This window comes from Curtobacterium sp. MCBA15_004 (assembly GCF_001865055.2).
In the GTDB taxonomy this organism is placed as follows: domain Bacteria; phylum Actinomycetota; class Actinomycetes; order Actinomycetales; family Microbacteriaceae; genus Curtobacterium.
This window is the reverse complement of record NZ_CP126266.1, coordinates 614709-635226: the sequence shown is the minus strand read 5'-3', so window position 1 is coordinate 635226 and position 20518 is coordinate 614709. Positions and strand designations below refer to the sequence as shown.

Below are 20518 nucleotides of genomic sequence, written 5' to 3'. Positions count from 1 at the left end.
CAGGCTGTGGGGGTTCGCAGGCGGTCAGGCCACGGTCGCCAGGCGCGGCTCGGCACCCTGCCCCGCGTCCACCCCGACGGGTGGCACGTCCCGCCACCGGCGCCGCAGGCGGCGCGGCCGGTCGTCGTGCCACGCGACCATGCCGCCGGCGACGAGCCCGAACGCGAGCACGCCGAACGCCACGAGCCCGATCGCCCCGACGGGCAGCAGGCTCGCCAGGTCCCCGGTGTCCACCGTCGCCGACACCGCGATCGAGCCGAAGTCCCAGAACGCGTGCAGGAGCACGGGCAGCAGCAGGTTGCCGGTCAGCCGCCGGGACAGGTACAGCGTCGAGCCGAACGAGGCCGCGAACACCACCTGGAGCAGGGTCGAGCCGACGGGGGCCCCGGCGAGCACGTTGAGCAGGTGCAGCAGCCCGAAGAGCACGCACGAGGCGATCCACACGCCGAACTCCGGCAACCGGCGGCGGAGCCCGACGAGCAGCACCCCGCGGGTCAGGAGTTCCTCGAAGACGCCGACGAAGAGCACCCCGACGGTCAGCAGCACGAAGTAGTGGCCGGGCAGCGACGACCACCCGACGAAGGGCAGCTTGGCCGCGCACACCACGACGATGAGGACCGGTGCCGTCATCGTCCAGCGCATCGGGGTCCGGCCCGGGTCGACGGTCGCGGTCCGCCACCAGCCGAGGGCCGTCACGTACAGCGCGAGCACGACGACCGCGATGCCCTCGGGCAGGACGAGCGCGTGCACGACGCTGTCGACGGTCCGGCCGAGGGAGTCGTAGTCGTCGCTCGGGCGGGACCGCCACGCGCTCACGGCGGCGAACGCCACGAGCGGGGCGAGTCCGAGCAGCAGGGACGGCGGTACCGGCCAGCGGCGTCCGCGGTCGCCCGTCCCCGTGACGCCCGTCGTAGGCGTGACGGCCGTGGCCCCGCGCCGTCCGTACCATTGAGGCATGCGGCTCCCCTCCCTCAGCACCATGGCAGAGGACTACGTGAAACTCGTGTGGAAGGACGGCGAGCGCGGCGGGACCGGTCTGGCGACGCGGGACATCGCCGCGGCGCTCGGGGTGTCCGCGTCGACCGTGTCGGGCAACCTCCGCAAGCTCGACCGCGACGGCCTGATCGAGCACACCCCGTACTACGGCGTCGTCCTCACGCCCCTCGGCCAGCAGGTCGCGGTGGCGATGGTCCGACGGCACCGGCTCATCGAGACGTTCCTGGTGCAGCGGCTCGGCTACGGCTGGGACGAGGTGCACACCGAGGCCGAGGCGCTCGAGCACGCGGTGTCCGAGACGTTCCTCGACCGCGTGGACGCCGACCTGGGCAACCCGACGCACGACCCGCACGGCGACCCGATCCCGCGCGCGGACGGCACCGTGCCCGACTCCCCCGGCACGCTGCTCGGACAGGTCGCGCCCGGGTCGTGCGGCACCGTCGACCGGGTGTCCGACGACGACCCGTCGCTGCTGCGCTACTTCGACGAGCTCGGCGTCGGGCTCGGGACGCACCTGCGCGTGGAGCAGGTGCGGGACTACGCGGGCGTGATCGCCGTCGCCCGCCGGGGCCCTGGCGGCGAGGAGTCCCTCGTCGACCTGCCGGCCGCGGCCGCGAGCGCGATCTGGCTCGCCCCCGACGCCGACTGACGCTCCCGCACCCCGCGCGCGGGAGCCGAGTGTGCGGAACACGTCGCTCGCACCGACCGAGCGTGACGGATCGTGCCCGCGCGGCGGCCGCCGCACGGCGTGTCCCGCGCGCTCGCGGCGGCCGTCAGCCGGCCGTCGTGCCCCGGCGCAGCGGACCGTCAGCTGCGAGCAGTCCCCGCCCGCCGGAACGGCGCCGCGAGCGTCGGCAGGACCGCCGCGCGCTGCACCCACAGCACCACGAGCGCGACGGCCACGTGCACGCCGCTCAGCACCCACCGCCCGCTCGTGTCGGTGACGACGAACTGCACCGCGAACAGGGCCAGGAGCGCGATCGCCGACCACCGGTGGAACCGCAGCGCGACGATGATCGCCACGCCGAGCACGGTCTGCGACGCGGTGAGCACGAACTCCTCGACCTGCCGGGCGTCGAGCGGCAGCCCGCCCGTCGTCCCGCCGCCGAGCACGTGCGCGATCGGCAGCGAGCCGACGAGCAGCGACCACTGGTTGACCTTCGACGCGATGAGCATCCCGATCGCCGCCCCGCCCATCCCGCGCAGTGCGAAGAGCGCGGCGACGATGAACTCCGGCGCCTCGGTCGCGATCGGTGCGAGCCACTGCACGAGGAAGTAGCTGTCGACGCCGAGCGCGCTGCCGGACTGCACCAGGGCGTCGGCGAACGGCTCGGCCGACGCCAGGATCACCGCGGCCGCGACGACGAACAGCGCGACGACCGTCCAGCGACGGGCCCGCTGCGGCATCGCGGCGATGTTCCCGGCCATGCCGACGAGCTCCTCGTCGTCGTCACCGTCGGGCACCTGCGACGCACGCCACAGGTACGCGGCGAACGCGGCGAGCAGCAGCACCCCGAACCACACCGGGATCGACCCCATGGCCGGGATGAGGAACGCGACGAGGGCGAGCAGCGCGAGGAAGCCGATGTCCAGCCGCGAGGACTGCTCGAGCCGGAGCACCTTCGTCGCCGCTGCCGGGAGCGCCCCGACCCGCACGTACCGCCGGGCGACGAGCAACGAGATCACCACGACGAGCGGCCAGCCGAACCCGAGGAGCAGCCGGTTCGACCCGGTCATGTTGGCGGCGGCGAACTGCTCGTAGGCGGGCTCCGAGCCGGACCGGAACGCGTAGTACAGGTCGACGGCGTACTCGGGCAGCACGGCGATGAGCGCGAGCAGGGCGATCGCGAGCGCACCCGCGATGTCCTTCTGCGCGGCCTCGGCGGCCCACGCGAGCAGGAACGAGGCCGCGACGACGGCCCCGCCGAACACGAGCAGGTCGACGACGGGGTTCGGCGCGAGCCCACCGACGCGGAAGACGACGGCGGGCAGGGCGAGCACGACGCACAGGGCGATGCGCGCCCAGGCGCTGCGCCCCATCCGTCGGGGCGCGCTCGACGTGTCGGTGGTCCGGGTGGACCCGGTGGCGGGCGCGGTGGTGTCGATCACGGGGTGGTCCCTTGGTCGGGCCGCACCGACTTGCGCAGGGGGTGGGAGCGCTTCGGCACGACAGAACGGCCGAAGGTCTCGCTCGCCCGCCGGGTGGGACCGGACGGGTGGTGCACCGGGCCGATCGTCGTGATGGCCAGTGTGTCGATGCACGCGCTGGGAGCTACTCCCCTTCGCCGACCACTCTGCCCGCCGCCGATCGGCACGTGCAAGCCGATCCGCCCTGTTCGGCGGCCCGAATCCGGGTGTTCCCCGGCCCGCCCCGGGCCGCCGGGCGCGGCCGTCCCGTCGCGCGGCGCACGACACGCGCGACCGCGTCCGCTCGGTGGAGCAGGAAGCGTCGGGTCGGCGGGCGCGACCCGACGTCGTCTGCTCCGTCGACGCGGTCAGCGCGACCAGGGGACGGACGGGAGGCGCGGTGCGGGCCCGCCACGGGCCTCCCGTCCGTCAGGGGGTCAGCCGGAGGCGCGCCCGCTGCGTCCCAGGGCCATCTCGCGTCGTGCGCGCTCGACGGCGAGCGCCGAGCCGGCGTCCGGGTCGGCGAGGAGCCGCTCGGTGTCCGCGACGTGCTCGCGGACGGCCTCGCCGCGGCGCGCGGCGGCGTCCGCGAGGACGGGGGCGACGACCTCCTCGCCGAGGGTGACGAGTGCCCGGCTCAGCGCGAGTCGCCGCTCCCGGTCCCCGGTGCCGAGTTCCCGCGCGAGCCGGCGGGCCAGGGCCGGGCGCTCGTCGGCGGGCGCGAGCAGGACCGCGGCGCGCCAGGCTGTCCGGGAGACGCCGGGGTCGGGGTCGCCCAGTGCCTCGGCGACCGCCGGGTACACCGACCCGTCGCGGATCTTCGACAGGGTGTGCAGCGCCTGCGACCGGGCCTGCGCCTCGGGGCGGTCGAGCTGGTCGACCAACCGGGGCACGACCAGAGCGGCCGGGAGCCGCACGAGCGACCACGTCAGCGCCTCGCGCACCTGCAGGTCCGGATCGACCGCGCACCGTTCGAGCAGCACGTCGAGGTCGGCCGGGTCGGCTGCGGTCCCGAGCGCCATCACGGCACGCAGGCGCACCGAGGACCGGGGGTCGGTGAGGGCTTCGAGGGCGGTGGTCATCCGTCGATGCAACACCGCGCACCCGTGCGGCACCGCGACGCGGACCCACCCGGGGACCAGAGCGCGGGCGTAGCGTGGCGCGGTCCGGGCCCGTCCCGGCCACCCCCACGACCACGAAAGGACCCCCGCATGCCCCGCATCGGAACCAGCGACCTCCACGTGTTCCCCCTCGCCCTCGGCGGCAACGTCTTCGGCTGGACCGCCGACGAGCAGACCTCGCACCGCGTGCTCGACGCGTTCACCGGCGCCGGCGGCGACTTCGTCGACTCGGCCGACGTGTACTCCGCCTGGGCGCCCGGCAACGAGGGCGGCGAGTCGGAGCGGGTCATCGGCTCGTGGCTGCGGGCCTCGGGCAAGCGCGACGACGTCGTGATCGCCACGAAGGTGTCGCAGCACCCGCAGTACAGCGGCCTGTCGGCGGCCAACGTCGCCGCGGCGGCCCGGGCCAGCCTGGAGCGCCTCGGCACCGACCGGATCGACCTGTACTACGCGCACTTCGACGACCAGGACACCCCGCTCGAGGAGACCGTCCGCGCGTTCGACCAGCTCGTCCGTGAGGGCCTCGTGCGCTACACGGCCATCTCGAACTACTCGCGCGAGCGGGCCGAGGAGTGGATCCGCATCGCGAAGGCCGAGGGGCTCGCGCTGCCGGTCGCGATCCAGCCGCACTACAACCTCGTCACGCGCGAGCCCTACGAGTCGGAGATCGCGCCGCTCGCCGCCGCGGAGGGCCTGGGCGTCGTACCGTACTTCGCCCTCGCCGCCGGGTTCCTCACCGGCAAGTACCGGACGAAGGAGGACTTCGCGGGCAAGGACCGCGAGGGCCAGGTGTCGGGCTACTTCTCGGACGCGGGGCTGGCCGTGGTCGACACGCTCGACCGCATCGCCGGTGCGCACGATGCCGAGATCGCCTCGGTGGCGCTGGCCTGGCTGCAGGGCCGGCCGGACGTCGTCGCGCCGATCGCGAGCGCGCGGAACACCGAGCAGCTGCCCGCGCTGCTCGCCTCGGCGGAGCTCGAGCTCACCGCCGACGAGGTGCAGGCGCTCGACGACGCGTCGGCGGCGGTGCCCGCGCAGGCGTGAAGCCCCGGGTGTCGCCCCGGGTCGGAGGTCTCCGGCCCGGGGCGGTGCTCCTACTTGCCGGAGGGCGCCAGCGAGCCGGTCAGCATGTCCCCGGAGGACCGCGTCGCGAAGCACGAGATGAACGTGTTGCCCTGGTCCCACGTGGTCTGGTCGGGGGCGTAGGCGCCCTGGACCTGCACGTCGCCGACCTTCGCGGCCGCCGCGGTGTCGATCGCCTGCGCCGTCTGGCACGCCTTCGCCGCCTGTGCCGCGAGGGCGTCCGGCCCGGGCCACTGGCTCGCCTCGACCTGCAGGCGGGCGGTCAGCTGGGCGGTGTGCGGCGTCGAGCAGTCGACGACCGTGTACGAGTCCGCCCAGGCGTTCGTGTACGGCGTCAGGCACTCGCCGCCGGCCAGGTCGGTCCAGGTGTGGACCCCGGGCCCGGCCTGCGTGGTGGCGAACCGGAGCGTCGCCGCGGGCTGCGCGGCGGGCGTGCTGTCCGCAGCCGCCTCGGGCGTCGTCGCCGGGGTCGCGGGCGCCGACGCGGCAGCGCTCGAGGTCACCGCGGGCCGCTGCTCGTCGATCGAGCCGCCGAGGATCCACCGGGTCAGGGCGAAGACCGCGACGAGCAGCAGGACGATGAGCACGATCGAGCCGCCGATGAGGAGCTGCTTGCCGCGCTTGCCCTCGCTCCGGAGCCGAGCGACGCCCTCGTTGATGAAGTTGTCGCGGTCGCCGTCGTCCGCCCGTGCGGACGGGGTCGACCCGTTCCCGCGCGCGGACGCGGCGGAGCCCGGCGCTCCGGCACCGGACGCGTGACCGACGGAGGGCTGTTCGGCGGGGACGGCGCGACGGGCCTGCTGCTCGTCGGGCCGGACGACGGCGGGCATCATCCGCGTGCCGGTCACCTCGGGGTCGTACCCGGTCTCGTCGAGCTGCTGCACGGCCTCGGTGCCGAACAGGTCCTTGATGACGCCGGTGTCGCTCGTCTCGCGGCCGTCCCACTCGGACTGGTCGAGGTCGTCGGGCGCCGTCGCCGGGAGCCGGTCGGGCTCCTCGACAGGGACCTGGTCGGGTTCCCCGGCGGCGCGCTGGTCGGGGTCGGCGGCCCACGGCAGGTGGTCGGCCGGGGTGGCGGCTGGCCGGGGCGCCGGCTCGGGCTCGACGAGCGGCGGGGCGGGTGCGGCGGCGGGCTCAGCAGCAGCGGTCTCGGGGAAGGACGGCTCGGCGGCGGTCGACTCGTCGCTGCCCGGTGCCGCTGCCGCTGGTGCCGCTGCCGAAGCGGGTATGACCGGTCCGAGGGGGAACCCACCGGGAGGGGTGTCGACCTCGCCCGAGACGACGTCGTCGTCGGACTCGTCGGCGAGCGACCAGGACCCGGCGCCGAACGCTGTGGTGTCGAACGAGTCGGTGGTGAGCGTCGCGGGGACCTCGCCGGTCTCGTCGTCGCGGATCGCCCAGTCGAACGGACGCTCCGCAGCGGCGGCCCCGGCGGCCCCGGCGACTCCGGCGGCTCCGCTGCCGTCGTCGGCACCCTGCAGGCGCAGCAGCTCGGTGAAGCTCGGCGGCTCCTGGGCGGACGGCAGGACCTCGGGTCCGGAGGGCAGCACGCCGTGCACGCCGAGCGGCTGTGCGACCGGACCGGTCGGGGTCGGCGGGGCGGCGGCGGCCGTGGGCCCGGGGCCGGTGGCCCGGCCGAGCCAGTCGACGTCGGTGCGGCCCTGGCCGAACGGGTCGGCGCGGCGTCGCTCGTCCTCGACGGCCCGGTTGTCGGCGGCGCGCTGGTCGCGGTGCGTCATCGCGGTCGGCAGGGCGATCGACGACGGGTGCTGCGCGCCCCCGGTCGGCGGGACGGGCGCTGCCGGCGGGATCCGGTCGCTGAGCGTCGCGCGCTCGTGCTCGATGCTCGCCTGCGGGTTCACCGAGGGTTCGCGGAGCTCGGCACCCATGGGGATCGCCTGCGTCGCGCCGGCGTCCAGCGGCTCGGCACCCGCGCGGGGAGCACCTGCGGCAGGCTCAGCAGGCGCAGCGTCAGCGGTGCCGGCACCGGCACCGGCACCGGCACCGGAAGCGGCGTCGGCCGCGAACGGCTCCGGCAGCGGCGCCCCGGTCTCGCGGGCCGCGCGCTCGGCCTCGCGCCGCTCGCGGCGCGAGGGCCACTCGTCGGCCGTCCGCGGCGCACCGAAGATGTCGGCGGCACTGCGGAGACCCGTGAACGGAGCGTCCGAGGCGGGCGCGGGGCGGGCCTCCCGTCCGTCCGCCCCGTCTGCCGGGCCGGCCGTACCGTCGGGCTCGCGCGCGTCGTCCGGACGCTCCCCGGTCACGCGCTCAGCCCCAGGTCGGCCAACCCGATCGCCGCGAAGTACGGGTACCCCGCAGCCTCGATCCGCTCCTTCGCCCCGGTGTCCCGGTCGACGACGACCGCGACCGCGGCGATGACCGCGCCCTCGCGCTCGAGCGCCTCGGCGGCCTTGAGCGGCGACCCACCGGTGGTCGAGGTGTCCTCGAGCACGACGACGCGCTTGCCGCGCACGTCCGGGCCCTCGACCTGGCGGCCGCGACCGTGGTCCTTCGGCTCCTTGCGGACGACGAACGCGTCGTAGGACAGTCCGCGGGCGGCGGCCTGGTGCAGCACCGCGCTCGCGATCGGGTCGGCGCCCATGGTGAGCCCACCGACCGCGTCGACGTCGGGGACCTGCTGCAGCAGGTCCGTCATGACCTGGCCGATGAGCGGCGCGACGCGGTGGTCGAGGCTCACCTTGCGGAGGTCGATGTAGTACGAGGCCTGCTTCCCGCTGGTCAGCGTGAAGTCGCCGTGGAACACGGCATCGTCCGAGATGTGCTGGATCAGCTGTTCGCGCGCGTCGGTCACAGCCCACAAGGGTAGTCGGTCACCCCCGGATCGCGCCCGTCGGCCGCTCCCCGCGCCCGCAGGTGGCGCCCCGGCACCCTCGGTACGCTCCGCAGCATGCCCCACGTCGCGCCCGGAACCAGCGACGGGACGCCGTCCCCGGCGCCGGGTGCGCTGGCGGCGCCACCGGTCCGCCGGCCGTCCCGCCCGGTCTGGTCGACGGTCGGCCGGGAGGCACTGGGCGCGCTGGTCGCGCTGGCCCTGTCCGTCATCGCCCTGCGCCACCTCGTGGCCACCGAGCGGGTCGCCCTGCTCTGGTACGACGGCGACTCCGTCCTGCTGCCGCTCGTCGAGCGGTCGATCCGCCTCGGGCAGCCGTTCGAGTGGGCGATGTCCCCGGCGCTGTTCTTCTTCCCCGAGCTGCCGGTCTACCTGCTCTGCTCCCTCGTCACGGCGACGCCGCAGCAGGCGCTGGCCCTGAACGGCGTCCTCGTCCTGCTCGCCGTGTACGCCCTCGTGCGCGCGGCGGCGAACGAGCTCATGCCGGCGGCCCGTCGGTCGGCGCGGATCGCGGTCTCGGCGGTGGCGCTCGGGTTCGTGACGCTGCTCGTGCTCACCGAGTCGTCGGCCACCGCGAACTCGCTCGAGCTGGCCTCGCTGCTGCTCACGACCACGTACTACTACGGGGCCCTGCTGGCGATGCTCGGCACCGCGGTGCTCGTGCTCCGGGCGGTCCGGACCGGGCGCGCGTCGACGACGGTGCTCGTGGTCCTCGTCGTGCTCGCGGCGTGCACCACGGCGTCGAACCCGCTGTACGTGCCGTGGTCGGCCGGTCCGGTCGTCGTGACCCTGGTCCTCCTCGCGCTCGCACGGCGACTCCCCTGGCGTCCGGTGGTCGGCGTCGCCGCCGCCCTGGCCGTCGGCGCGGTCGTCGGGTACCTGCTCCGGGTGCCGCTCCGGCCGTTCGTGTCGCTCGACCCGTCGACCTACGTGCACCCCGACCGGGCGGGCACGACGGTGTCGTTCTTCGCGGCGCTGACCGACGACCGCGCCGGGTCGGCCTCCGGGGACGCCGGGCTGCTGCTGCTGTTCGTCGGGGTGCTGCTCGCCGCGGGCGGCACCGTCTGGGCGTGGCGGGCACGCACGAGCCGGACCGTCCTCGTCGCGACCGCGCTGCCGCTCGTGACCGTCGTCGCGGTGTCGGTCGGCGTGGTCGTCGCCGGGTCGTCGACGCCGCGGTACCTCGAGCCCGTCGTCACCGCGCCGCTGCTCGCCCTCGTGGCGGTCGCCGAGCTCACCCGCTCGGCGGTCCGGTCGACCCGGGTGCACCAGCCACGTCGCGGGGTGCGCACCGCCCTCGCGGTCGCGGGCGCGGTCGCCCTGGTCGCCGGGATCGCGACCGCACCCGGGACGCTGTCCGCCGTGGCCCACGCGCGGTACGCACCCGCCGCGTGCCTCGACCGGTGGGCCGACGGCCGACGGGTGACCGGGGTCGGACAGTTCTGGACGGTGCGCCCGCTCGCCGCGTACGCCTCGTCGGACGTCGAGCTCCTGCAGGTCCGCGACACCTTCGAGACGTACCCGTGGCTGGTCGACCTCGGGGCCTACCGGGACGCCCGGCCGACCTTCGTGGTGATCGGGGCGAACGACGTCTGGACCACGGCCGTCGAGGACTCGCTCGGCCGTCCGGCGGCGATCACGCACTGCGACGGGTTCGACGTCTACGACTACGCGGGCACCGCCGGCGCGGCCGTCCTGCAGCGCGACGTGGTGGGCAGCGCCGACCGGATCCGGCGCGACCGCGGGTTCTGACACCGCACGGAGTTGTCCACAGCGGCGCGCCACCGCCGCGGGATGCCTGAACGGATGTATAGGCTCGACTCCGTGACTCGTCCCACAAGCCACCGCTCCCCGCGTTCCACCGTGCGCATCCGTCTCGCCGCCACCGCCCTGGCCCTGACCGGTCTGTTCGCGTCGGTGGTGCTGGACGCGCCGAACGCCAGCGCCGCGACGTACCCCTCGTGGGCCGACGTCCTCGCGGCCCGCGGCCAGGAGAGCCAGAAGCAGGAGCAGATCACCCAGATCCAGGGGATCCTGTCCGGCCTCGAGTCCGAGGTCGCCGCGGCCGAGGCCGAGGCCGAGCGCCTCGGTGACGACTTCTACGACGCCCAGAGCAAGGCGCAGGAAGCCGCCGCCAAGGAACAGAAGCTCCGCGCCGACGCCGACGAGCACACGAAGACCGCCGAGCAGAGCGCTGCCCAGGCCGGCCAGTTCGCCGCGCAGATGGCACGCCACGGCGGTGCCGACGTCACGGCGTCGGTCCTGGCCGAGGGCGAGAGCACCCGCGACCTGCTGTACGACCTCGGCGCGCTGAGCAAGCTCTCCGAGCAGGCCGACCGGGTCGAGGCAGCGGCCACCGCCGACGCAGCGGTCGCCCGTTCCCTGACGGCCCAGGCCGACCGTGCCTCCGCGGCACTCGACGAGCTCGCGGCCGAGGCCGAGCGGCGCATGCAGGCTGCCCAGGCCGCGGCGGACCGCGTGCAGACCGCCTACACCGAGCAGCAGGACAACAAGGCCCGGCTCGACGCCCAGCTCGCGACGCTGGTCTCCGGCCGGGTGCGCACGGAAGAGGAGTTCGCCAAGGGCGAGGCCGAGCGCAAGGCGGCCGCCGAGCAGGCGGCGCGCGAGGCCGCGGCGGCGCGACAGCGCGTGCTCGAGCAGCAGGCAGCGGCGGCGGCGAACCGCCCCGGCGGTGGGGGCGGCGCCCCGGCTCCGTCCACCGGGGGCGGCGGCGGTGCCGTGGGCTCCGGGTCCGGCAACGGCTGGGTCCGCCCGGCCGGCGGCTACGTCATCAGCCCGTACGGCTACCGCGTGCACCCGATCACCGGCAACGTCACGAAGCACGACGGCCTCGACCTGACGAGCGGCTGCTCGACGGCGATCGTCGCGGCGTCGGCCGGCACGGTCGACTACGTCGGTCGGTACGGCGGGTACGGCAACTACGTCCGCATCAACCACGGTGGCGGCCTCCAGACCGCCTACGGGCACATCGTCGACGGTGGGTTCCGCGTCGCGAAGGGCCAGCAGGTCTCGGCCGGGCAGCTCATCGCCCTCGTCGGCTCGACGGGCAACTCCACGGGGTGCCACCTGCACTACGAGGTCCACATCGGCGGCGCCACGACCGACCCGGCGCCGTTCATGGCGGCACGGGGCGTCCGCTTCTAGCCAGCAGCTCGTCGGCTCGGCTGCCGTCACGTCGGCACCGGTAGGTTCGATCCCATGCGCGTCGCGACCTGGAACGTCAACTCCGTCCGCACCCGAGTGGGCAGGATCGTGGACTGGTTGGTCCGCGAGGACGTCGACGTCCTCGGCATGCAGGAGATCAAGTGCAAGCCGGAGCAGTTCCCGGTCGAGGCGTTCGAGGCGGCCGGCTACCAGGTCGAGGCGCACGGCCTGAACCAGTGGAACGGCGTGGCCTTCGCGAGCCGTCTGCCGATGGAGGACGTCACCCGCGACTTCCCCGGCCAGCCCGGCTTCCTCAAGGGCCACGAGGGGCCAGACCTCCCCGTCGAGGCCCGCGCGATCGGTGTCACGGTCGAGGACGTCCGGCTCTGGAGCCTCTACGTGCCGAACGGCCGGGAGCTCGGCGACCCGCACTACACGTACAAGCTCGACTGGCTCGCCCGGCTGGCCGACCGCACGACCGAGTGGCTCACGGCGGACCCGTCGCTGAAGCTCGCGCTGATGGGCGACTGGAACGTCGCTCCGTTCGACCGTGACGTGTGGGACGTGCGCGTGTTCGAGGGCGCCACGCACGTGAGCGAGCCGGAGCGTGCCGCGTTCCGTGCCTTCGAGGAGCGCGGCCTGCAGGACGTCGTCCGGCCCATCGTGCCCGAGGGCTACACGTACTGGGACTACAAGTCCCTGCGCTTCCCCCGCAACGAGGGCATGCGCATCGACTTCGTGATGGGGTCGGAGGCGTTCGCCGACGTCGTGACGGACGCGTCGATCCACCGCGACGAGCGCAAGGGCGACGCCCCGAGCGACCACGTGCCGGTGGTCGTGGACCTCGACCTCGAGACCGCGCTCGACGACGACCGCCCGATGATCTTCTGACGCCGGCCGTCGGTCGCCGCGCTCGGCGGGCCCGGCGCGCCCGTCGCGCCCCGCGCGCCCGCGCGCCCGCCGCGCCCGCGCGCCCGCCGGGCCCCGCGCGCCCGCCGCGCCCGTCGCGCCCCGCGCGCCCGGCGCGCCCCGCGCCCGTCGCGCCCCGCGCCCGTCGCGCCCCGCGCCCGTCGCGCCCGGCGACCGGCGCGCCCGGCGACCGGCGGCGCGACGCGCCCCCGCACAACGCGGGGCACGTCGCACCACGGAACTCCGTGGCGCGACGTGCCTTCCGTTGTGCGGCGCGCCCGCCAGCCGCCGACGCGGGCCCGCGCCAGCCGGGCCCGCGCCAGCCGGGCCCGCGCCCGGCGCGCCCCGGCCCGCCTACGGGTGCAGCAGCGCCGCGACGACGACGAGCACCGGCACCGCACCGACCGTCGTGAGCAGCACGACGTCCCGCGCCACCGGGACCGCCGCCCGGTACCGCTGCGCGTAGTTGAACACGTTCTGCGCCGCGGGCAGCGCCCCGAGCGTCGTGAGCACGAACACGTCCTGGTCGTCGAGCCCGAACACGAACCGGGCGACCACGAAGGCCACCGCGGGCATCACCACGAGCTTCAGCCCGGAGGCGACCAGCACGTCGGCCCGGATCGCGGGGTCGCGCAGGGGTGCCGCACCGTGCAGGCTCATGCCGAAGGACAGCAGGACGACGGGCACCGCCGCCGCGCCCACGAGCGAGAACGGCTCGAGCACGGGCGCCGGCAGCTCGACGCGGAACGCCGAGCACAGCAGCCCGACGAGCGAGGCGATGATGATCGGGTTGCGGAACGGCCCGGCGACCCGGCTGCGCCACCCGCCGCCGGAGGCGGTGGCGGCGTCGAGCACGGTCAGGGCCAGGGGCGCGAGCAGCACGAGCTGCAGCAGGATCACCGGCACCACGGCCGTGGCCTGCCCGAGCACGTACACGGCGACCGGCAGCCCGATGTTGTTCGCGTTCACGTAGCCGGAGGCCAGCGCACCGACCGTCGTCGTCGCGACGGAGCGGCGCAGCACCACCCGGAACAGCACCACGGCGACGAGGGCCACGGTCACGGCGCTCACGAGCGACACCCACAGCATCGGGGAGATCAGCGTCTCGATGTGCGCGGTCGCGATGGTGTGGAAGAGCAGGCACGGCATGAGCACGAAGAACGCCAGTCGGCTCATCACGAACTGCGCGTGCGGTCCGAGCAGGCCGGTGCGCCCCACGACGTACCCGGCGGCGATGATCGCGCCGATGATCGCGAACCCGGTCAAGACGCCACCCATCGGGTCCATCCTGACAGGACGTGGCCGGAGCAGGTCCCATGTGAGCGCGCACAGGTCGGAAATGCGCGGGCCGCCCCGGTGGTTCGACGGAGCATGACCGCGACGCCTGCCACGCTCTCCCGTTCGACCGACTCCAGCCAGCCGCTCGTGCCGCTGCTCGAGGAACGCTGGAGCCCCCGTTCCTACGACGAGACCGCGACCATCTCGGACGCGCAGTTCGACGCCGTGCTCGAGGCCGCACGCTGGGCCGCCTCCGCGATGAACCACCAACCGCGCCGCTTCGTCGCCGGCCGCCGGGGCACCGAGACCTTCCGCAAGATCAACGAGAACCTGCTCGGCTTCAACGCCGCCTGGGCGTTCCGCGCGAGCGCACTCGTGGTCGGCATCCTCGAGACCACGACCGAGGACGGCGAGGCACGTCCGTTCGCGCAGTACGACCTCGGCCAGTCGCTCGCCGCCCTCACCGTGCAGGCGCACGCCGAGGGCCTGCACGTGCACCAGATGGCCGGCATCGACGCCGAGGGCCTCCGCGCCGCGTTCGACCTGCCCGAGCGGTTCCTGCCGTACACGGTCACGGCGATCGGCACCGTCGCGGACCCGTCGCAGCTCGACGAGAAGGCCGCCGAGCGCGAGACCGCCCCGCGCACGCGCCTGCCCCTCGACGAGGTCGTGCTCGTCAAGGAGTAGCCGTCACCGGGCAGGCGCCCGCCGGCCAGCCGAGCACCCCGAGCCCGCACCCCGCGGTCGGCTTCCCGCACGCTCCGGAGGCCGACCGCGGGGTACGCGGCCGTCGTGGCAGGATCGAGGGCATGACCACGCCCCGCCTCGTCGCCTTCGACCTCGACGACACCCTCGCCCCGTCGAAGTCCCCGCTCGACCCGCGCATGCTCGAGACCTTCGCGTCGCTGTTGACCGCCGTCCCGGTCGCGGTCATCTCCGGCGGCAACTTCCAGCAGTTCGAGCAGCAGCTCGTCACCCCGCTCCGCGCCCGTGACGACCTGCCGCTCGACGACCTGCACCTCCTGCCGACCTGCGGCACCGCGTACTACCGCTGGTCCGGGTCGGACTGGGCCCTGCAGTACGCCGAGGACCTGACCGACGACGAGAAGTCCCGCGCGCTCACCGCCGTCGAGTCCGTCGCGAAGGCGAACGGGTACTGGGAGTCCGAGACCTGGGGGGACATCCTCGAGGACCGCGGCTCGCAGATCACCTTCTCGGCCCTCGGGCAGTCCGCCCCGGTGGACGTGAAGAAGCAGTGGGACCCGACGGGCGAGAAGAAGGACCACCTGCGTCGCCTGGTCCAGGCCGAGCTGCCCGACCTCGAGGTCCGCTCCGGCGGGTCCACGAGCGTCGACATCACCCGCAAGGGCATCGACAAGGCGTACGGCATGCGCCGCCTCTCCGAGATCACCGGCATCGCGCTCGACGAGATGCTGTTCGTCGGCGACCGCCTCGACCCCGAGGGCAACGACTACCCGGTCAAGGCCCTCGGCGTGCCCTGCCACGCGGTCGAGGGCTGGGAGGACACCGACGCGTTCCTGACGGAGCTCACCCCGACGCTGCGCTGACGCGCACCGGGACGGACGGGAGGCGCGGTGCCAGCCGGCACCGCGCCTCCCGTCCGTCTGCCGGTCACGTCGCGGACGCGACCGGCACGCTCAGGGGATGCTGCGGACCGCCTCGACGAACGAGCGGATCTTCGCGACGTCCTTGACGCCGCGCTCCGACTCGACACCGCTCGAGACGTCGACCCCGTCGGGGTCCAGTGCCTCGACCGCGGCGACGACGTTCGCGGGGGTCAGCCCGCCGGCGAGGATCCAGGCCTCGTCGATCCTGCCGGCGACGGTGGTCGGGTCGACCAGGTGCCCGCTCCCGGGCACGGCGGCGTCGATGAGCAGCAGGTCGTGGTCGTAGGCGGCACGCTGCTCGGTGGTCTCGCGGAGGTAGTCCTCGGCGGCGACCGCACGGATCGTGAAGAAGCCGGCGTCGCGGGCACGGGCGAAGTCGCTCGCCGACTCGCGACCGTGCAGCTGCAGGGTGGTGAGCCCGACCTCGGAGGCGATGCCGACGACCTCGTCGATCGCCTGGTCGCGGAACACCCCGACGGCGTCGATGCCGTCCGGCACCCGCTCGACGAGCTCCTTGGCGAGGTCCGCGGTCACCGTGCGGGGACTGCCCGCGGCGAAGACGAACCCGACCGCGTCGGCACCCGCGTCGATCGCGGCGTCCACGGTCTCGGGCGTGGAGAGCCCGCAGATCTTGATCCAGCGCTGGTCGGTCATGGACCCATCCTGCCAGGGCTGCCGGGGGCTAGTGCAGCGTGCCGGCCACGTACGCGGCGACGCACGCGGCGAGCACCCCGAAGGCCGCGAAGGACCCGACGAGCACGTTCCGGCGACGCCAGCGCCGGACGGCGGTGAACGTGCCGCGCTTGGCGTGCCGACGTGCGGCGCGGTGCAGCTTGTGGGCGTGCTTGTGCTTCTCGCGGTCGGGGCCGAGCGGCACCGGACCGGTGACCTGCGTCGAACCGCCGCGTAGGGCGTTGGCGACGGCCACCGCGGTCGGGCGGCGGGACGGGTCGCGGTGCGTCATCTTGGCGAGCAGGTCGTGCCAGTCCGCGCCGACGCGCTCGGGGACGACGGGGTCGTGCCGGAGGCGAGCGAGAGCCGCCTCGATCAGGGTGCCGGAGTACTCCTGCTTGCCGGTCAGCGACTCGAGGAGCACGAGGCCGAGCGAGTACACGTCGGTCGCGAAGCCGATCGGCTCCCCGGCGACCTGCTCGGGGCTGAGGTACGCCGCCGTGCCGATGATCGTGCCGTCGTTCGTCAGTCGCGAGCCGTCGACGAAGTGCGCGACGCCGAAGTCGGTGAGCTTGACCGACCGGGCGAACCCGGAGGCGCCCTCGTCGTTGATGAGGATGTTCGCCGGCTTGACGTCCCGGTGCACGATGCCGCGCGAGTGCACGTAGGCCAGGGCGTCGGCGAGCTGGGCGCCGAGGTCGGCCACCTCGTAGTTGTGCAGCGCACCGCCCGCGAGCCGCCGGAGCAGCGTCGTGTCCGCGATGAGCTCCATCACGATGTACCGGTGCGGACCGTCCTCGAACTCGTGCGTGCCGGCGTCGTAGAGCGGGACGAGGCCCGGGTGCGACAGCATGCTGAGCAGGCGGATCTCGCGCTCCTGGCGGACCCGGTCGGCGGTCGTCATCGAGTCGGGCGTGGCGAACATCTTCACCGCGACGGCACGGTAGGTGTGCTCGTCGCGTGCCTCGTACACGGAACCCATGCCGCCGGTGCCGATGAGCTTCACCAGGCGGTACCGCCCGGCGAGGACCGTGTCAGCTCGGGCGCTGTCGACCAGGGTCATGGGGCACTTCGATCAGTCGTCGGTCATCGGGGATCCGCGGCAACTGCCGCAAGGTGACCTGTCGCCAACGGTACGCGTCCCACCCGCGTCCCGCAGGGGCGTTACGACATCGTGATGGGGGACAGAACCGCGTCGTTCCGCGGAAGTACGGGGGTACAGTCCGGGCTCACGACCACGCAGGACTACGCAAGGAGGACATCATGGCGCTGTCGAAGGGCGACGAGGTGCACTGGAACACCTCGCAGGGCACCACCACGGGCACCGTCGTCGAGAAGAAGACGAAGGACTTCACGTTCGAGGGGCAGCACTTCACGCCGACGGACGACGACCCGTACTGGATCGTCGAGTCGGAGAAGTCCGGCAACAAGGCCGCCCACAAGGAGTCGGCCCTCACGAAGAAGTGACCCGTCAGTCGTCCGCGGTCGTCGCGCGACGGCGACCGTGGACGGCTGCCGCGGGCTCGTCCTCGCGGCGCTCCGCGGTCGGCTCGTCCCGACCGTCCTGCAGCCCGGCGACGGCCTCGCCCCGCCCCGCCCGCCGGCCGGCACTCACCTCGTCCCGACCGGCTCGCCGCTGGGCCCGTGCCCGGCGGACGCGCCGCACCACGAACGTGACCACGACGACCGCGATCGCGACGTAGAGCACCCGGTCGATCCACTCGGTGTACTGCTCGACCTTGTCGTACTGGGTCCCGAACGCGGCGCCGAGCAGCACGAGGGCACTGTTCCAGATGCCGCTCGCGATGATCGTGAACAGCGAGAACGTGCCGAGGTGCATCCGGTCGGCGCCGGCGGGCAGCGAGATCAGGCTGCGGACGATCGGCACGAACCGGCCGAAGAACACCGCGCTCCGACCGTGCCGGTGGAACCAGTCGGCGGCCTTGCGGAAGTCGTCCTCGTCGACGAGGGGCAGCTTGCCGAGCCAGCGCACCGTCCGCTCGAAGCCGATCACCGCGCCGAGCCAGTAGAGCACGAGCGCTCCGAGGTACGAGCCGAGCGTCGCGAGCAGCAGCACGAGCACCAGGTTCATCCGCCCGGCCCCCGCGAGGAACCCGGCGAGCGGCAGGATCACCTCGGACGGGATCGGCGGGAAGACCGTCTCGACGAAGAGCATGACCGCCACGCCCCACTCCCCCAGGGCGTCGATCACCTGCAGGACGAAGCCGGACAGACCGCCGAGGTCCTCGGTCCCCGTCGCCCCCTGGGCCGCGCGCACGGTCGTGGTGGGCAGGGTCGGCGGCAGCGTGGGGGCGGTCGTCATGGGTCCACTCTGTCTGAGCGTCCTGTCAGATCCCGACACGGGACCTGGACGTGCGCCGAGGAGACGAGGGCAGGGACGCCGACGGACCGGCCCGCGTGGCGTCGCGGAGGCGACCACGGACGGACGGGAGGCGCGGTGCCCGCTGGCACCGCGCCTCCCGTCCGTCAGGTGGTGACGACCGTCAGACCGCCGCCGGAGCGCGCTGACCGACCGTCTCGCCGGCCACCGCCGCCTCGTGGGCGGCCGCGGCGTCCGCCGCGGGGGCACGGCGCACCCACTTCTTCAGGGCGACGAGCACCAGCGCGGAGACCACCGTGCCGGCCAGGATCGCGAGCACCCAGACCAGGAACGAGTCGATCGCGAAGAACACGAACACGCCACCGTGCGGGGCCCGCGAGGTCACACCGGCGGCCATCGACAGCGCGCCCGTGACCGCGGCACCGACCATCGACGCCGGGATGACCCGCAGCGGGTCGGCGGCGGCGAACGGGATCGCACCCTCCGAGATGAACGACGCACCGAGCAGCCACGCGGCCTTGCCGTTCTCACGCTCCGGCTTCGTGAAGCCCTTGCGGTACAGGACGGTCGAGGCGAGCGCGAGGGCCAGCGGCGGGACCATGCCCGCGGCCATCACGGCGGCCATGATCTCGAACGGCACGACGTTGGACGCGGTGCCGGCACCGAGCCCGGCGACGGCGAACGAGTAGGCGACCTTGTTCACCGGGCCACCGAGGTCGAACGCCATCATCAGGCCGAGGATGATGCCGAGCAGGACCACCGAGGCGCCGTTGAGCGAGTTGAGCCACGCGGTGAGTTCCGTCATGAGCCAGGCGATCGGGCCGCCGAGCACGAGGAGCATGAGCCCCGAGGCGATGATCGACGCGAACAGCGGGATGATCACGACCGGCATGAGGCCGCGGAGCCAGCGCCAGGTCGGGATGCGCCCGATCCAGTACGCGGCGGCACCGGCGATGAGACCACCGACGAGCCCGCCGAGGAAGCCGGCGTTCATGAACACGGCGATCGAGCCGGCGACGAAGCCGGGCGCGATGCCGGGCCGGTCGGCCATGGCGTACGCGATGTACCCGGCCAGGGCGGCGACGAGGAACCCGAGGGACACCCCGCCGATCTGGAACGCGGCGGCACCGAGGTAGTACGCCAGTCCCTCGGGCGGCAGGTTCAGCAGCGTGTAGTTGGTCAGCGTGTAGACGGCGTTGTTCTGGCCGGAGTCGCCGTGCTGCAGCGCGATGCCGTAGCCGGAGAGCAGGAAGCCGAGCGCGATCAGGAGTCCGCCGCCCGCGACGAACGGGATCATGTAGCTGACGCCGGTCAGCAGCCACCGCTTGAGGGCCTGGCCGAAGTGCTCGTCCGCCGTGTTCGACTCGGCGGTCGTCGCGGCACCGCCCTGCACGCGTGCGGCGTTCGGGTCGTCGGCGGCACGGAGAGCCTCGGCGATCATCTTGTCCGGCTCGTCGACACCGCGCTTGACGGGACCGGAGACGAGCGGCTTGCCGGCGAAGCGTGCGCGGTCGCGGACGTCCACGTCGACCGCGAACACGACGGCGTCGGCACGGGCGATCAGTGCGGGGTCGAGCGGCTCGACCTGCGAGGAGCCCTGCGTCTCGACGTGCATCTCGGCACCGGCGCGCTCGGCCGCGGCGACGAGGGCGTCGGCGGCCATGTACGTGTGCGCGATGCCGGTCGGGCACGCGGTGACGCCGACGATGACCTTGCGGGCACCGGTCCCGGCCGTCGTGGACGTCGGGGCCGCGGCGGCGGGAGCTGCGGGGGCGGCGCCGACGCCGGCCTCGGCGACCTCGCCGCCGACCTCGCGCTGCACCAGGTCCACGACGTCCTGCGGGGTCGCGGCGGCGCGGAGCGCGGCGGTGAAGTCGTCGCGGATGAGCGCCCGGGCGAGGGTCGACAGGACCGTCAGGTGGTCCTTGTCGGCGCCCTCGGGCACGGCGATCATGAAGACGATGTCCGCGTCGCCGTCCGGTGCGCCGAACGGCACCTTCCGGGCCAGGCGGGAGAACGCCAGCGTCGGGCTCGAGACCGAGGCCGACCGGGCGTGCGGGATCGCGATGCCGCCGGGGACGCCGGTGCCGACGCTCGCCTCGCGCTTGATCGCGTCGTCGGCGAGGGCGGCACCGTCGGCCGCGCGGCCGGTGGCGGCGACGCGGTCGGCGAGCACGCGGATGACGTCGGACGACGTCCCGCCGAGGTCCTCGTCGAGGCCGACGAGCTCGGCGCTGATGAGGCGCTGCGTCGTGTCTGCGGACATGGGGTTGCTCCTTTGCAGTGGCGCCGTGGCGCGGGCAGTGCTGGTTCGGGTGGTGCTGACGGGGGTGGTGCTGACGGGGGT

At 74.1% G+C, this 20518-nt stretch carries 18 protein-coding genes; 8 read left to right on the top strand and 10 right to left on the bottom strand.

What is annotated here, in order from left to right; all coding sequences use genetic code 11:
• Positions 1-24 precede the first annotated feature (24 nt).
• Positions 25-957 (bottom strand): CPBP family intramembrane glutamic endopeptidase, encoded by a 933-nt coding sequence (locus QOL16_RS03035; protein ID WP_175473135.1) that lies wholly within the window; start codon positions 955-957, stop codon positions 25-27.
• Between QOL16_RS03035 and QOL16_RS03030 the strand changes: the two genes are divergently transcribed.
• Entirely contained in the window at positions 956-1645 is a 690-nt protein-coding gene (locus tag QOL16_RS03030) for a metal-dependent transcriptional regulator (RefSeq protein ID WP_071248823.1), read from the top strand. The genes QOL16_RS03035 and QOL16_RS03030 overlap by 2 nt on opposite strands.
• A 158-nt stretch (positions 1646-1803) precedes the next feature.
• On the opposite strand, the gene QOL16_RS03025 is transcribed toward QOL16_RS03030, so the two are convergent.
• Positions 1804-3105: a sodium:proton exchanger gene (locus QOL16_RS03025; RefSeq protein WP_217637642.1), complete on the bottom strand. Its 1302-nt coding sequence runs from the start codon at positions 3103-3105 to the stop codon at positions 1804-1806.
• 455 nt (positions 3106-3560) lie between these two features.
• Positions 3561-4205, bottom strand: a complete 645-nt coding sequence (locus QOL16_RS03020; RefSeq protein WP_071285223.1) for a HEAT repeat domain-containing protein — start codon at positions 4203-4205, stop codon at positions 3561-3563.
• Between the two features lie 129 nt (positions 4206-4334).
• Between QOL16_RS03020 and QOL16_RS03015 the strand changes: the two genes are divergently transcribed.
• Positions 4335-5288 carry an aldo/keto reductase gene (locus QOL16_RS03015; protein WP_071248830.1) on the top strand — a complete coding sequence of 318 codons (954 nt, stop codon included), beginning with the start codon at positions 4335-4337 and terminating at the stop codon, positions 5286-5288.
• Between the two features lie 50 nt (positions 5289-5338).
• Here QOL16_RS03015 and QOL16_RS03010 read toward each other — a convergent pair whose 3' ends face one another.
• Both QOL16_RS03010 and pyrE read right to left on the bottom strand, forming a co-directional pair.
• Positions 5339-7591 (bottom strand): hypothetical protein, encoded by a 2253-nt coding sequence (locus tag QOL16_RS03010; RefSeq protein ID WP_071285225.1) that lies wholly within the window; start codon positions 7589-7591, stop codon positions 5339-5341.
• Positions 7588-8139 carry an orotate phosphoribosyltransferase gene (pyrE, locus tag QOL16_RS03005; protein WP_065965026.1) on the bottom strand — a complete coding sequence of 184 codons (552 nt, stop codon included), beginning with the start codon at positions 8137-8139 and terminating at the stop codon, positions 7588-7590. Before pyrE ends, QOL16_RS03010 begins: the two co-directional genes overlap by 4 nt.
• A 96-nt stretch (positions 8140-8235) precedes the next feature.
• Between pyrE and QOL16_RS03000 the strand changes: the two genes are divergently transcribed.
• The 3 genes from QOL16_RS03000 to QOL16_RS02990 all read left to right on the top strand — a co-directional run bounded on the left by QOL16_RS03000 (position 8236) and on the right by QOL16_RS02990 (position 12234).
• Positions 8236-9930 carry a hypothetical protein gene (locus QOL16_RS03000; RefSeq protein WP_071285227.1) on the top strand — a complete coding sequence of 565 codons (1695 nt, stop codon included), beginning with the start codon at positions 8236-8238 and terminating at the stop codon, positions 9928-9930.
• Positions 9931-10002: 72 nt separating this feature from the next.
• Complete coding sequence (locus QOL16_RS02995; RefSeq protein ID WP_139266497.1) at positions 10003-11343, top strand: M23 family metallopeptidase; 1341 nt, start codon at positions 10003-10005, stop codon at positions 11341-11343.
• A 54-nt stretch (positions 11344-11397) separates the two neighbouring features.
• Positions 11398-12234 (top strand): exodeoxyribonuclease III, encoded by an 837-nt coding sequence (locus QOL16_RS02990; RefSeq protein ID WP_071285228.1) that lies wholly within the window; start codon positions 11398-11400, stop codon positions 12232-12234.
• Between the two features lie 372 nt (positions 12235-12606).
• Here the strand turns inward: QOL16_RS02990 and QOL16_RS02985 are convergent, their stop codons facing one another.
• A complete protein-coding gene (locus tag QOL16_RS02985) occupies positions 12607-13530 on the bottom strand; it encodes an AEC family transporter (RefSeq protein ID WP_065963119.1) in 924 nt (307 codons plus the stop codon).
• Positions 13531-13623: 93 nt separating this feature from the next.
• Here QOL16_RS02985 and QOL16_RS02980 point away from each other — a divergent pair, with 93 nt between their 5' ends.
• The gene (locus QOL16_RS02980; RefSeq protein WP_065963081.1) at positions 13624-14217 is read left to right on the top strand and encodes a nitroreductase family protein; all 594 of its coding nucleotides are present in this window, start codon (positions 13624-13626) and stop codon (positions 14215-14217) included.
• 122 nt (positions 14218-14339) lie between these two features.
• Positions 14340-15098, top strand: a complete 759-nt coding sequence (locus tag QOL16_RS02975; RefSeq protein WP_065963083.1) for an HAD-IIB family hydrolase — start codon at positions 14340-14342, stop codon at positions 15096-15098.
• A gap of 90 nt (positions 15099-15188) precedes the next feature.
• Here QOL16_RS02975 and QOL16_RS02970 read toward each other — a convergent pair whose 3' ends face one another.
• Both QOL16_RS02970 and QOL16_RS02965 read right to left on the bottom strand, forming a co-directional pair.
• On the bottom strand, positions 15189-15812 hold the full coding sequence (locus tag QOL16_RS02970; protein ID WP_065963085.1) for a phosphoribosylanthranilate isomerase: 624 nt from the start codon (positions 15810-15812) through the stop codon (positions 15189-15191).
• A gap of 28 nt (positions 15813-15840) precedes the next feature.
• Complete coding sequence (locus QOL16_RS02965; protein ID WP_065963088.1) at positions 15841-16893, bottom strand: serine/threonine-protein kinase; 1053 nt, start codon at positions 16891-16893, stop codon at positions 15841-15843.
• A gap of 200 nt (positions 16894-17093) precedes the next feature.
• On the opposite strand from QOL16_RS02965, the gene QOL16_RS02960 reads away from it, so the two are divergent.
• On the top strand, positions 17094-17297 hold the full coding sequence (locus QOL16_RS02960; protein WP_065963091.1) for a DUF2945 domain-containing protein: 204 nt from the start codon (positions 17094-17096) through the stop codon (positions 17295-17297).
• A gap of 4 nt (positions 17298-17301) precedes the next feature.
• On the opposite strand, the gene QOL16_RS02955 is transcribed toward QOL16_RS02960, so the two are convergent.
• Together QOL16_RS02955 and QOL16_RS02950 are read right to left on the bottom strand one after the other, a co-directional pair.
• On the bottom strand, positions 17302-18153 hold the full coding sequence (locus QOL16_RS02955; protein WP_083395009.1) for a DedA family protein: 852 nt from the start codon (positions 18151-18153) through the stop codon (positions 17302-17304).
• 181 nt (positions 18154-18334) lie between these two features.
• Positions 18335-20437 (bottom strand): fructose-specific PTS transporter subunit EIIC, encoded by a 2103-nt coding sequence (locus tag QOL16_RS02950; RefSeq protein WP_065963093.1) that lies wholly within the window; start codon positions 20435-20437, stop codon positions 18335-18337.
• Positions 20438-20518: the final 81 nt, after the last annotated feature.